At 71.6% G+C, this 11502-nt stretch carries 12 protein-coding genes; 5 read left to right on the top strand and 7 right to left on the bottom strand.

The genetic code is table 11. The features are described 5' to 3' along the window. Both AOK23_RS02145 and AOK23_RS46505 read left to right on the top strand, forming a co-directional pair. A partial coding sequence (locus AOK23_RS02145) for a septum formation family protein (RefSeq protein ID WP_206336100.1) occupies positions 1 to 885 on the top strand: 885 nt, incomplete at its 5' end. A 13-nt stretch (positions 886 to 898) separates the two neighbouring features. Next, positions 899 to 1054: a hypothetical protein gene (locus AOK23_RS46505; RefSeq protein ID WP_107102705.1), complete on the top strand. Its 156-nt coding sequence runs from the start codon at positions 899 to 901 to the stop codon at positions 1052 to 1054. Positions 1055 to 1073: 19 nt separating this feature from the next. Here AOK23_RS46505 and AOK23_RS02140 read toward each other — a convergent pair whose 3' ends face one another. The 4 genes from AOK23_RS02140 to AOK23_RS02125 all read right to left on the bottom strand — a co-directional run bounded on the left by AOK23_RS02140 (position 1074) and on the right by AOK23_RS02125 (position 5335). Further along, entirely contained in the window at positions 1074 to 2294 is a 1221-nt protein-coding gene (locus AOK23_RS02140; protein ID WP_055711040.1) for a sensor histidine kinase, read from the bottom strand. A gap of 48 nt (positions 2295 to 2342) precedes the next feature. Next, positions 2343 to 4088 carry a sodium/solute symporter gene (locus AOK23_RS02135; RefSeq protein WP_055711039.1) on the bottom strand — a complete coding sequence of 582 codons (1746 nt, stop codon included), beginning with the start codon at positions 4086 to 4088 and terminating at the stop codon, positions 2343 to 2345. 85 nt (positions 4089 to 4173) lie between these two features. Next, positions 4174 to 4569, bottom strand: coding sequence for a hypothetical protein (locus AOK23_RS02130; protein ID WP_055711038.1), 396 nt, complete (start codon positions 4567 to 4569; stop codon positions 4174 to 4176). 10 nt (positions 4570 to 4579) lie between these two features. Continuing rightward, positions 4580 to 5335, bottom strand: coding sequence for a LytR/AlgR family response regulator transcription factor (locus AOK23_RS02125; protein WP_055711037.1), 756 nt, complete (start codon positions 5333 to 5335; stop codon positions 4580 to 4582). A gap of 102 nt (positions 5336 to 5437) precedes the next feature. On the opposite strand from AOK23_RS02125, the gene AOK23_RS02120 reads away from it, so the two are divergent. From AOK23_RS02120 to rocD, 3 genes are all read left to right on the top strand, one after another. Further along, positions 5438 to 5929, top strand: coding sequence for an Lrp/AsnC family transcriptional regulator (locus AOK23_RS02120; RefSeq protein ID WP_055711036.1), 492 nt, complete (start codon positions 5438 to 5440; stop codon positions 5927 to 5929). A 122-nt stretch (positions 5930 to 6051) separates the two neighbouring features. Then, the gene (gene ddaH, locus AOK23_RS02115; RefSeq protein WP_055711035.1) at positions 6052 to 6873 is read left to right on the top strand and encodes a dimethylargininase; all 822 of its coding nucleotides are present in this window, start codon (positions 6052 to 6054) and stop codon (positions 6871 to 6873) included. A 70-nt stretch (positions 6874 to 6943) separates the two neighbouring features. Further along, positions 6944 to 8170, top strand: coding sequence for an ornithine--oxo-acid transaminase (gene rocD, locus AOK23_RS02110; protein WP_055711034.1), 1227 nt, complete (start codon positions 6944 to 6946; stop codon positions 8168 to 8170). A 91-nt stretch (positions 8171 to 8261) separates the two neighbouring features. Here rocD and AOK23_RS02105 read toward each other — a convergent pair whose 3' ends face one another. Genes AOK23_RS02105 through AOK23_RS02095 form a run of 3 tightly spaced genes read right to left on the bottom strand, consistent with a single transcriptional unit; the run spans position 8262 to position 11340 of the window. Beyond that, on the bottom strand, positions 8262 to 8948 hold the full coding sequence (locus AOK23_RS02105; protein WP_055711033.1) for a GntR family transcriptional regulator: 687 nt from the start codon (positions 8946 to 8948) through the stop codon (positions 8262 to 8264). Positions 8949 to 8968: 20 nt separating this feature from the next. Then, entirely contained in the window at positions 8969 to 9835 is an 867-nt protein-coding gene (cuyB, locus tag AOK23_RS02100; protein ID WP_240496213.1) for a cysteate racemase, read from the bottom strand. Beyond that, positions 9832 to 11340, bottom strand: coding sequence for a dicarboxylate/amino acid:cation symporter (locus tag AOK23_RS02095; protein ID WP_240496212.1), 1509 nt, complete (start codon positions 11338 to 11340; stop codon positions 9832 to 9834). Before AOK23_RS02095 ends, cuyB begins: the two co-directional genes overlap by 4 nt. Between the last annotated feature and the right edge of the window lie 162 nt (positions 11341 to 11502).

The following is an 11502-nucleotide window of genomic DNA, read 5'->3' as shown; positions in this document are numbered from 1 at the left end:
TCGCCCGGTGATGACCGCGCCCCCGGCCCCCGCACCGACGGGCGGCGCGGTCATCACCGGGCGAAGGCCCTGTTGGCCGGCATGGCGACCACCCTCGGCCTGGCCCTGCTGGTGAGCGGGCTCATGTACGGGCTGGAGAACCTGCCGGACCTCCGCGGACTGGGCGGCGGCACCGGAAGCGGCGCGAGGCCCTACGGGGACGTCATCGGGCTGACACGGGCACTCAGGAACGGCGACTGTGTCGACGCCGACTGGGCCGGCGTCCCCTTCACGGACCAGCCCCGGCTCACCGTCGTGGACTGCGGTGAGGGCACGGACGGGCAGGTCATGGCCGTGTACGAGGCCGGATCCGCCGAGGACGCCCGCAGCGGCGGCGCCGCCCAGTGCGACCGGCTCACCAAGGAGGCCGACGGCCTGCTCGCCGACACCCGTGGCTACGCGGTGGTGCCGACCGCCGACGGTTTCGACACCGCCGGGCAGCGCGTCGCCTGCCTGCTGCTGGGCACCCACGGGCCGGTGCACGGCCCGATCGGGGGGCACCGACCGATGGGCATGGTGTTCACCGACACGGCCACCATGCAGAAGCGGGACTGCATCGACCGGCTCTCCGACAGCCGCGCCAAGCTGGTTCCGTGCGACGGACCGCACGACGAGCAGGTGCTCGCGTTTCTCCAACTGCCCTCGACCACGAAGCTGAAGAAAGCGAAGGACGAAGGGCCCGACATCTGCCAGAAAGAGGTCCCTCCCAAGGAGTACGGCTACCCCCACGACACCTATGAAGCCGCTGTCTGGGTGGGCGACAGTGGATGGCATTCGGACACACATTTCGTCGTCTGCACCGCGATGCGCCAGGACAGGCGCACCATGGAGAAGGACGAACCATGAGGAGGGTGTCGCGATGCCCAGTTCGACTAAGGCCATGGGGGTGCTCACCGTGGGTGGGCTGGTCGCCGTGACGGCCTACACCGTGGCTCTCGGAAGCAATGGCTGGCTGTGGTTCGGATGGGTCGTCCTCGGCCTGCTGACGCTGGGGATGGTGGCATCGCGCACCTGAGACGCACGCTGTGTGATCCTCAGGCTCGGGGTATTCCCCCGTCCGGGTGTACGCCCGGCTGGTATTTCGGCAGCCGGGCGGTGATCTTCATGCCCGCGCCGACCGCGGTCTCGATGACGAGACCGTGGTCGTCGCCGTACACCTGGCGGAGCCGTTCGTCGACGTTGCTCAGGCCGATGCCGCCCGAGGGGCTCGTCTCGCCGGAGAGGATGCGGCGCAGCACCTCGGGGTCCATGCCGACGCCGTCGTCCTCGATGACGACGAGTGCCTCCGCGCCCGCGTCCTGGGCGGTGATGCTGATGTGGCTCTTGTCCAGCCTGCCCTCCAGGCCGTGCTTCACCGCGTTCTCCACGAGGGGCTGGAGGCAGAGGAAGGGCAGGGTGACGGGCAGGACCTCCGGGGCTATCTGCAGGGTGACGGAGAGGCGGTCGCCGAAGCGGGCCCGGACCAGGGCCAGGTAGTGGTCGATGGCGTGGAGTTCGTCGGCGAGGGTGGTGAAGTCGCCGTGCCTGCGGAACGAGTAGCGGGTGAAGTCGGCGAACTCCAGCAGCAGTTCGCGGGCGCGCTCGGGGTCGGTGCGGACGAACGAGGCGATCACGGCGAGCGAGTTGAAGATGAAGTGGGGGGAGATCTGGGCGCGCAGGGCCTTGATCTCGGCCTCGATGAGCCGGGTGCGGGACTGGTCGAGGTCGGCGAGTTCGAGCTGGACGGAGACCCAGCGGGCGACCTCCCCGGCCGCGCGGACGAGGACGGCGGACTCCAGAGGGGCGCAGGCGACGAGCGTGCCGTGGACGCGGTCGTCGACCGTGAGGGGGGCGACGACCGCCCAGCGGACCGGGCAGTCGAGGATGTCGCAGGTCAGACGGAACGCCTCGCCCCGGCCGCTCTCCAGGGGGCCGGCCAGACGCTCCATGATCTCGGCGCGGTGGTGCTCCCCCACGCCCTCCCAGACGAGGACCGACTCGTGGTCGGTGAGGCACAGCGCGTCCGTGCCGAGCAGGGTGCGCAGCCGCTTGGCCGATCTGCGGGCCGTCTCCTCGGTGAGTCCGGCGCGCAGCGGGGGCGCGGCGAGCGTCGCGGTGTGCAGGGTCTGGAACGTGGCGTGCTCCACGGGTGTGCCGAGGCCGCCCAGGCTTCTGCCCGGTCGGGCCGTCCGGCGACCGAGCCAGAAGCCGGCCGCGAGGAACGGCAGCACCGCGACCAGGAACCCGGCCAGGAATCCGCTGACTTCACCGCTCATCGTTCACCTCCTGCAACTGGTACACCGCCCGCGGCTCGCGGGTTCCGCTCACCTGCGCCACAGTTCGATCTCCTTGGAGGCCGCTCCGGGCTGGCCGCCGACCAGTTCCTCCGGCAGGTGGAAGCGGGCCAGGATCGACGGGGTCTCGGCAGGGACTCTGCTCGGTGTGGCCAGGGAGACCAGGACCATCGTCAGGAAGCCGAGCGGGACCGACCAGAGGGCGGGCCAGGCCAGCAGGGCGTGGAACGCGCCGGTGCCGGGGTAGCCGGCCATGGTCGCCGCGACCGCGAGCAGCGCCGCGCCGCCGCCGGCGAGCATGCCCGCGGCGGCGCCCGGCGGGGTCAGGCGCCGCCACCAGATGCCGAGGACGAGCAGCGGGCAGAAGGACGAGGCGGACACGGCGAAGGCGAGGCCGACCGCATCGGCGACCGGTAGTCCGCCCACCAGGACGCTCGCCGCGAGGGGTACGGCCATGGCGAGGACCGTGCCGAGCCGGAAGTGCCGTACCCCGCGGGCGGGCAGCACGTCCTGGGCGAGGACGCCGGCGACGGCCAGGGTGAGGCCGGACGCGGTGGACAGGAACGCCGCGAACGCGCCGCCCGCCACGAGCGCGCCGAGCAGATCGCCGCCGATGCCGCCGATCATGCGGTCCGGCAGGAGGAGTACGGCCGCGTCGGCGTCCCCGGTGAGGGTGAGTTCGGGGGCGTAGAGCCGGCCGAGGGCCCCGTAGACCGGGGGGAGGAGGTAGAAGGCGCCGATGAGGCCGAGGACGACGACCGTGGTGCGGCGGGCGGCGACGCCGTGGGGGCTGGTGTAGAAGCGGACGACGACGTGGGGCAGGCCCATGGTGCCGAGGAAGGTGGCGAGGATCAGCCCGTAGGTGGCGTAGAGGGGGCGTTCCTCGCGGCCCTCGGCGAGGGAGGTGGACATGCCGCCGTTGCTGCCGCGGTCGGCGACGGGCACGGCGTCGCCCTCGGTGAAGGTCAGCCGGGTGCCCCGCTCGACATGGTGGGTCCCGGTCGGCAGGTCGATCCGCTTCTCGTCGTGGCGGCGGCCGTCGATGGCGCCGGACACCGTGACGGTCAGCGGCTCGGCGAGCTTCAGGTCGAGGGTCGCGTCGACGCGGACGACCCGCTGCTCGCGGAAGGACGCCGGTTCGTCGAAGGCGTGGCGGGGAGCGCCGTCACCCTGCCAGGCGAGGACGAGGAAGAGCGCGGGGACCAGCAGGGCGGTGAGTTTGAGCCAGTACTGGAACGCCTGTACGAAGGTGATGCTGCGCATGCCGCCCGCGGCGACGGTCGCGGCGACGACGACGGCGACGATGACCCCGCCGAGCCACTGGGGCGCGTCGGTGAGCACGTTCAGGGTCAGTCCGGCGCCCTGGAGCTGGGGCAGCAGGTAGAGCCAGCCGACGCCGACGACGAAGGCGCCCGCGAGCCGCCGTACGGTCTTGGAGGCGAGCCGGGCCTCCGCGAAGTCGGGCAGGGTGTAGGCGCCCGAACGGCGCAGCGGGGCGGCGACGAACAGCAGCAGCACGAGGTATCCGGCGGTGTAGCCGACCGGGTACCAGAGCATGTCGGGGCCCTGGACGAGGACGAGGCCCGCGATGCCGAGGAAGGAGGCGGCGGACAGGTACTCGCCACTGATCGCGGCCGCGTTGAGGCGAGGGCCTACGGTGCGGGAGGCGACGTAGAAGTCGGAGGTCGTGCGGGAGATACGCAGGCCGAACGCGCCGACGAAGACGGTCGCCACGACGACGAGGGCGACCGCGGGGACGGCGTAGTTCTCGTTCATGCCGGCTTCTCGCTCATGCGGGCTTCTCGCTCATGCTGGGTTCTCGTTCCTGCTGGGCTTCCGGTCGGCTGGGGCGCGGTGGGTCTCAGCGGTCCTCGACGAGGCGTACGAGGTCCTGTTCGTTGCGTTCGGCGCGCCGTACGTGCCAGCGGGCGAGGAGGACCAGCGGGGGGTAGATGCCGAAGCCGAGGACGGCCCACTCCAGGCCGGCGCCGTCCGGCATGGCGGCGAAGACCAGCGGCAGCGGGGCGACCAGCAGGACGAGGACCGCGAACACCGCGAGGGCGGCCCGGAGTTGGCTGCGCATGAGGGAGCGGACGTAGGTGTGGCCGAGGGTGGTCTGTTCGTCGATCTCGGTGCGCGGGCGGTGCTGGCCGGAGCGGTGCGGGTGTCTCCCGGCCGGGCGGAGCCGGGAGTGCGGGAGTGTGCGGCGGGGCACGCCGGTGACGACGACGCGCCGTTCGGTGGGGTCCTGGGGCATGCCGTCTCCTTCAGCCCGTGGTCCGACGCATCAGCAGATCGCGCAGTTCGCGGGCGTGGCGGCGGCTGACCTGGAGTTCCACGGAGCCGACGAGCACACTGACCGTGCCCGCGTCGAGGCGGAGTTCGCCGATGTGGCGCAGGGCGACGAGGTGGCGGCGGTGGATGCGGACGAAGCCGCGGGCGCGCCAGCGTTCCTCGAGGGTGGAGAGCGGGATGCGGACGAGATGGCTGCCCTGCGAGGTGTGCAGTCGGGCGTAGTCGCCCTGGGCCTCCACATGGGTGATGTCGTCGACGGCGACGAAGCGGGTCACTCCGCCGAGCTCGACGGGTATCTGGTCGGGGTCGGGTTCGTGGACCGGTATCGGCGTGGCGGCGCCGCGCAGTTGGGCGGCTCGGCGTACCGCCTCGGCGAGCCGTTCCCGGCGGACGGGCTTGAGGACGTAGTCGACGGCCTTGAGGTCGAAGGCCTGCACGGCGAAGCCCTCGTGGGCGGTGACGAAGACGACGAGCGGGGGCCGGGCGAAGCCGGTGAGGAGCCGGGCGAGGTCGAGGCCGTCGAGTCCGGCCATGTGGATGTCGAGGAAGACCACGTCGATCGCCTCGGGTCCGGCGGGCCCGGACTCCAGGGCGCGGTTGATCCGGCGCAGGGCCTCGGTGGCATCGCCGGCGCCCTCGGCGCTGCTGATCCGCGGATCCGCGTTCAGCAGGTACAGCAGTTCCTCGAGGGAGGGTTTCTCGTCATCGACGGCGAGCGCGCGCAGCATGAACCCGGAGTGTAGGAGTAATTCGTACGCCTGCACATGTCCGCGCGCCGGAGGCATTCCGGGCGCGCGCCGCGGGCGCCGGTCGCTGGATACAGTGCCCGCATGAACAGCAAGTCAGCGGCGTTCGACGAGCTCGATCGCAAGATCATCACGGCGCTGATGGCGAACGCGAGGACCAGCTTCGCCGAGATCGGCTCGGCCATCGGTCTTTCGGCCACCGCGGTCAAGCGGCGAGTGGACCGGCTGCGGGAGACCGGGGTGATCACGGGGTTCACGGCCACGGTGAAGCCGGCGGCGCTCGGATGGCGTACGGAGGCGTACGTGGAGGTGTACTGCGAGGGCGCGGCGCCGCCCCGGCGGCTGGCGGAGGTGGTGCGCAACCATCCGGAGATCACGGCGGCGATGACGGTGACCGGTGGCGCGGACGCGCTGCTGCATGTGCGGGCCGTCGATGTGGAGCACTTCGAGGAGGTGCTGGAGCGGATCCGCACCGAGCCGTTCATCCGGAAGACGATCAGTTACATGGTGCTGTCGCATCTGCTGCCCGAGGCTCCGGAGGCCGCCGCCACCGCCGACGCACCGAACGTGCGCTGAGCGGGTTCAATACGCAGTATCACTGCGTGAACACGCAGCGCTCGTCGCTTGTCGGGCGTCTGTCCTGATTCCTACCGTGGTGTCATCCCCAGCCGACACCGCAGGAAGCGGAGAGACCCTCTGTGCCCGACAGCCGTGTGCCGCGCCTTCGGCGCTTTCTCGTCTGCGAACCCAGACACTTCGCCGTGCAGTACTCGATCAATCCCTGGATGCATCCGGACGCCCCCGTGGACGTCGACCTCGCCCGTGAGCAGTGGCAGGCGCTGATCCGCGCCTACCGGGACCACGGCCACACCGTGGAGACCGTGGAGCCGGTGGCGGCGCTGCCCGACATGGTCTTCGCGGCCAACTGCGCGCTCGTCCTCGGCGGCCGTGTCCTCGGCTCGCTGTTCCACGCGCCGGAGCGGCGTCCGGAGTCCACCGCGTACGACGCCTGGTTCGAGGGCGCCGGGTACGAGGTGCACCGGGCCGAGTCGGTGTGCGAGGGGGAGGGCGATCTGGTGCCGGCCGGCCGCTTCCTCCTCGCCGGGACCGGTTTCCGGACCACGCGTGAGGCCCACCGTCAGGCGCAGGAGTTCTTCGGCGTCCCGGTGATCAGCCTCCAGCTGGTGGACCCGCGGTTCTACCACATGGACACCGCCCTGTTCGTGCTCGACGACGGGGAGGACGGCAACATCGCGTACTACCCGGAGGCGTTCTCCCCCGGCAGCCGCGCGGTCCTCGCCCGGCTGTACCCGGACGCGGTGATCGCCAGCCGTGAGGACGCGCTGGCCTTCGGGCTGAACTCGGTGTCCGACGGCCGCCATGTGTTCATCTCGTCCCGCGCCAAGGAACTCGCCGACCAGCTCGACCGGCAGGGCTATGTGCCCGTCCCGCTCGACCTGTCGGAGTTCCAGAAGGCCGGCGGCGGCATCAAGTGCTGCACGCAGGAGCTCCGCCCGTGAAGCTGGAGACCCGGCCCCCGTTCCCCCGCCCTCGCCCGGCGTTCCGCTCCATGACCCAGGAGGCCCGCTCATGACCGCTCCCGTCCGTACGCGTTCGTCGGCCGACCTCATCCGTGCCGAGGAGCCCGTCCTCGCGCACAACTACCATCCGCTTCCCGTCGTCGTCGCCCGTGCCGAGGGCACGTGGGTCGAGGACGTGGAGGGCCGCCGCTATCTGGACATGCTGGCGGGCTACTCCGCCCTCAACTTCGGTCACCGCCATCCGGCGCTGATCGAGGCCGCGCACCGCCAGCTGGACACGCTGACGCTCACGTCGCGGGCCTTCCACAACGACCGGCTGGCGGAGTTCGCGGAGTCCCTGGCCGAGCTGACGGGCCTGGACATGGTGCTGCCGATGAACACGGGCGCCGAGGCCGTGGAGAGCGGCATCAAGGTGGCCCGCAAGTGGGCGTACGAGGTGAAGGGCGTGCCCGCGGACCGGGCGACGATCGTGGTGGCCGCGGGCAACTTCCACGGCCGTACGACGACGATCGTCAGCTTCTCCACCGACCCGGAGGCGCGGGGCGGCTTCGGGCCGTTCACCCCGGGCTTCCGGGTGGTGCCGTACAACGACCTGGCCGCGCTGGAGGCGGCCGTCGACGAGACGACGGCGGCCGTGCTGATCGAGCCCATCCAGGGTGAGGCGGGTGTGCTCATCCCGGACGAGGGCTATCTGCGCGGGGTGCGGGAGGTGACCCGGCGTGCCGGATGCCTGTTCATCGCGGACGAGATCCAGTCGGGTCTGGGCCGCACCGGCCGTACGCTCGCGGTCGAGCACGAGGACGTGATGCCCGACGCCGTGCTGCTCGGCAAGGCGCTCGGCGGTGGCATCGTGCCGGTGTCGGCGGTGGTGGCGCGCCGGGAGGTGCTGTCCGTGCTGAGGCCGGGCGAGCACGGGTCGACGTTCGGTGGCAATCCGCTGGCGGCGGCGGTGGGCTCGGCGGTGGTCGAGCTGCTGCGGACCGGGGAGTTCCAGCAGCGGGCGGCCGAGCTGGGCGTCGTCCTGCGGGACGGGCTGACGGCACTGGTCGGCCGGGGCGTGGTCGGTTTCCGGGCACGGGGTCTGTGGGCGGGCGTCGACATCGACCCGGCGATCGGCACGGGCCGCGAGATCAGCCGACGGCTCATGGACCGGGGGATCCTCGTCAAGGACACCCATGGCTCGACGATCCGCCTGGCGCCGCCGCTGACGGTCACGGCCGCGGAACTCCGCTCGGCGCTGGGGACGGTGGGGGAGGTTCTGAAGGAGGGCTCCTGATCCCGGGGCCGCTCCGGTCAGCCGGGCGGCCCGTCGGCGTGCGGCTGACCCGTGGAAGGCCGCTCCCCCTGCGGGGAGCGGCTTTCACCGGTTAACGGTCGACCGGCTCGGTGAGCTGGTTGGTGTCGAAGAGGTGGTTGATGTGGCCGCCGAGTTCGGACCAGTGGGCTCCGGAGAGTTCGCCGGCGGCGCGGGCGTCGCCGCCGGCGCAGACGTCGACGAGCCGGTCGTGGTGCTCGATGGTGTTGCGCCCGCCGAGCAGGGTGGAGAACTTGCGGTACAGGATGCGGTGGATCTGCGGGTGGAGCTGCTCCACGATCCGGCTCAGCACGGGGTTGTCCGCCGCCGCGAGGGGAACGGCGTGAAAGCGGTCGTCCGCGGCGAGCGCGGCCGTGGTGTCGTTGTCGGCGACGGCCCGCTCGAAGTCCCGGTTGGCCTCGCGCATCCTCCGCAGATCCCGCTCGGTCATGACCGGCACGGCCGTCTCGACGGCGAGCTGGTCGAGGGAGCGCAGGACGGCGAGGGTCTTCTCCACGTCACGCCGATTGAGTGTGGTGACGCGGGTGTAGACGCCGGGCTTGGCCTCCACCAGACCGATCTCGGTGAGCCGGGCGAGCGCCTCGCGCACCGGGGTGCGGCTGAGACCGAGTCGCTCGGCGAGCTCACCGTCCTTGACCTTCTCGCCGGGGACGAGTTCGCCGCGCACGATGGAGTCGCGCAGCCGGTGGAAGACCTCGTCGCTGAGGAGGCGGCGGGAGACAGGGCTGTCGAGTGACATATTGCGTACAGTACATCGCTCTACGCGGCCTCTCCGGGCGTGACGCTCGCTCCGGCCCGGCGAACGAGGGCCCTGGCCAGGACGAGCGCGGGGTCGACGAGGGGGACGTCGACGGCGTCGGCGGGCAGGCCGAGGGGGATCTCGGTGCAGCCCGCGATGACCGCCTGCGCGCCCTGCGCCGTGAGCCGCCGTGCGGCGCGGCCCAGGAGCGCGGTCGCGGGCCCGTCGCGGTCACCGGCCTTCACGGCGCGGATGCCGGCCATGACCTCGCGGTCCTGGCTGTCGGTGCCGGGCAGCACGAGGCGGATGCCGACGCGGTCCAGCCACTCCTGGTAGAGGTTCGCGCGCACGGTACCGGTGGTGGCGAGCAGTCCCGCGGTGTGGATGCGGGGGCTCAGGGCCCCGAGGTGCTGGGCGACTTCGCCGATCATGTGGACGATCGGCAGACCGACGTGGTCGGCGATGCGGGGCACGAAGGCGTGGGCGGTGTTGCACGGGATGGCGATGACGGTGGCCCCGGCCTCGCGCAGGACTCGGCCGCCGTCGAGGAGCCAGGGGGTGGGATCGGGGCCGTCGCCCAGCAGGGCCTCGGTGCGGTCGGGGATGGTGGGGTCGGACCAGATGACCGTACGGAGGTGGTCCTGGTCGCTGGCACCGGGTGTGGTGGAGACGAGCTTTGCGTAGAAGTCGGCGGTGGCCGCCGGGCCCATACCGCCCAGGATGCCGATGATCTCCGGGGAGCGGCGGATCGCCGGGGAAGGACTGATCGCCAGAGCCGGATGGGTCTCCGGGGACGGCTCGCTCCCCGGAGACGGGTTGGGCTCCAGCGACGGGCTGGTCTCCCTCTCCGGCCACGGACTCGTCTCGGGCGCCGGACTGCTGCTCACTGTGCGGCTTCCTTCCGGAGGGCCACGGGCCGGGGCTCGGCCGTTCCGCCGGACGCGCGCGGGCTGCCGGGATCGACCGGGATCTCGGGCCCGGAGGCGCTGCCGGGATCGACCGGGATCTCGGGCCCGGAGGTGCTGCCGGGATCGACCGGGGCCCCGGGCCCGGCGGGCGTGCCGGGGGCGGTCGCCTCGTCGGAGCCGGTCGGGGCATCGGGCTCGCCCCGCCCGCCGCGTCCGGCCTCGCGTCGCTTCTCGGAGCTGTCGATGACCGCCGCGGCGAGGGAGTTTCCGATGACGTTCACGCCGGTGCGGGCCATGTCGACGATGAAGTCAACGCCGAGGAGCAGGGCGATGCCCTCGGCGGGCAGGCCGATGGAGTTGCCGGCGGCGATGAGGACGACGATCGAGGCGGAGGCCACACCGGCCATGCCCTTGGAGAGGATCACGAGCACGCCGACCATCAGCAGCAGCGCCGGCAACGACGTGTCGGCGCCGTACGCGTTGGCGAGGAAGACCAGGGCGGCCGCCTGGTAGAGGACGGAGCCGTCGGTGTTGAAGGAGTAGCCGAGGGGGACGACGAAGGAGGTCGTCGACCGGCTGAGACCGAACGCCTCCAGCCTGCCCATCAGAGGGGCCAGCACGGACTCCGAACTGCGGGTGACGAACGCGATCCCGGCGAGCCCGGCGATGGACCTGAGCAGTTCGACGTAGCGGACGCGGTAGAGGGCCGCGATGAGCGGGAAGAGGACGCCGACGACGACGGCCAGGCCCGTGTAGACGACCGCGATGAAGCCCAGCAGGCTGCGCAGGTTGCCGAAGCCGTAGTGGGCGACGTCGTAGGAGATGAAGCCGAGCACGCCGAGGGGCGCGATCCGGATGACGTAGCCGACGACCTGGAACATCACCGAGGCGACGGACTCCAGGACCTCGGCGAAGGGTTCCGACTTCGCTCCGATCGCGGCCATGGCGACGCCCACGAGGAGGGCGAAGGTGATCGCGCCGAGCAGGTTGCCCTCGCCGAACGCGGCGAAGATGTTCTTCGGTACGGCGTGCAGGATCAGCTCGTGGAAGTCGATGCCCTGGCTCAGGCCGTCCAGGTCGTCGGCGTCCGCCCCCTGGACCGGGGCCCCCTTGCCGATGCCCGTCAGCTTCGCCAGGCCCACGGCGATCAGCAGGACGACGGTGGTGACGATCTCGAAGTACAGGATGGCCTTGCCCGCGATCCGGCCGACCTTCTTGACCGACTCCATGCGGGCGATGCCCAGCACGATGAGGGGGAAGACCAGGGGCAGGACGACGACCTGCACCAGGTTCAGGAACACCTCCCCGAGGATCTTCATCTGCTCGCCCGCGGCCGGGGCGAGGGATCCGACGAGGGCCCCCAGTCCGACGGCGATGATCGACTGGACACCGATCGGCATCCGCAGACCTCGGCGCCAGAAGCCTGCGGGCCGGGCGGGTGGGGTGTCCGTGCCGGGGTCGAGACGGGGATGAGCGGTGCCCATGGGGACCTCCTCGGCTACGCCATATATTGCGTTCTGCATGTTGGTCGGCAACACTGAGGCCGCAGGCGGTGACCTGTCAAGGGGTCCCGTGCCGAAGCCCCGGCCCACGCCCGGCGGCAAGCGACGAGGAGCAGCAGATGTCTCAGGCCACACGCAGAGAGC

It is taken from the genome of Streptomyces torulosus (assembly GCF_001419765.1).
In the GTDB taxonomy this organism is placed as follows: Bacteria; Actinomycetota; Actinomycetes; order Streptomycetales; family Streptomycetaceae; genus Streptomyces; species Streptomyces torulosus.
Note: the sequence above shows the minus strand (reverse complement) of the source record. Positions and strands in the feature narration are given on the sequence as shown.

Bases quoted from the DNA above. Each gene is read 5' to 3' on its own strand.
- AOK23_RS46505 (WP_107102705.1), top strand. From the start codon at position 899: ATGCCCAGTTCGACTAAGGCCATGGGGGTGCTCACCGTGGGTGGGCTG.
- AOK23_RS02140 (WP_055711040.1), bottom strand. From the start codon at position 2,294: ATGAGCGGTGAAGTCAGCGGATTCCTGGCCGGGTTCCTGGTCGCGGTG.
- AOK23_RS02135 (WP_055711039.1), bottom strand. From the start codon at position 4,088: ATGAACGAGAACTACGCCGTCCCCGCGGTCGCCCTCGTCGTCGTGGCG.
- AOK23_RS02130 (WP_055711038.1), bottom strand. From the start codon at position 4,569: ATGCCCCAGGACCCCACCGAACGGCGCGTCGTCGTCACCGGCGTGCCC.
- AOK23_RS02125 (WP_055711037.1), bottom strand. From the start codon at position 5,335: ATGCTGCGCGCGCTCGCCGTCGATGACGAGAAACCCTCCCTCGAGGAA.
- AOK23_RS02120 (WP_055711036.1), top strand. From the start codon at position 5,438: ATGAACAGCAAGTCAGCGGCGTTCGACGAGCTCGATCGCAAGATCATC.
- rocD (WP_055711034.1), top strand. From the start codon at position 6,944: ATGACCGCTCCCGTCCGTACGCGTTCGTCGGCCGACCTCATCCGTGCC.
- AOK23_RS02105 (WP_055711033.1), bottom strand. From the start codon at position 8,948: ATGTCACTCGACAGCCCTGTCTCCCGCCGCCTCCTCAGCGACGAGGTC.
- AOK23_RS02095 (WP_240496212.1), bottom strand. From the start codon at position 11,340: ATGGGCACCGCTCATCCCCGTCTCGACCCCGGCACGGACACCCCACCC.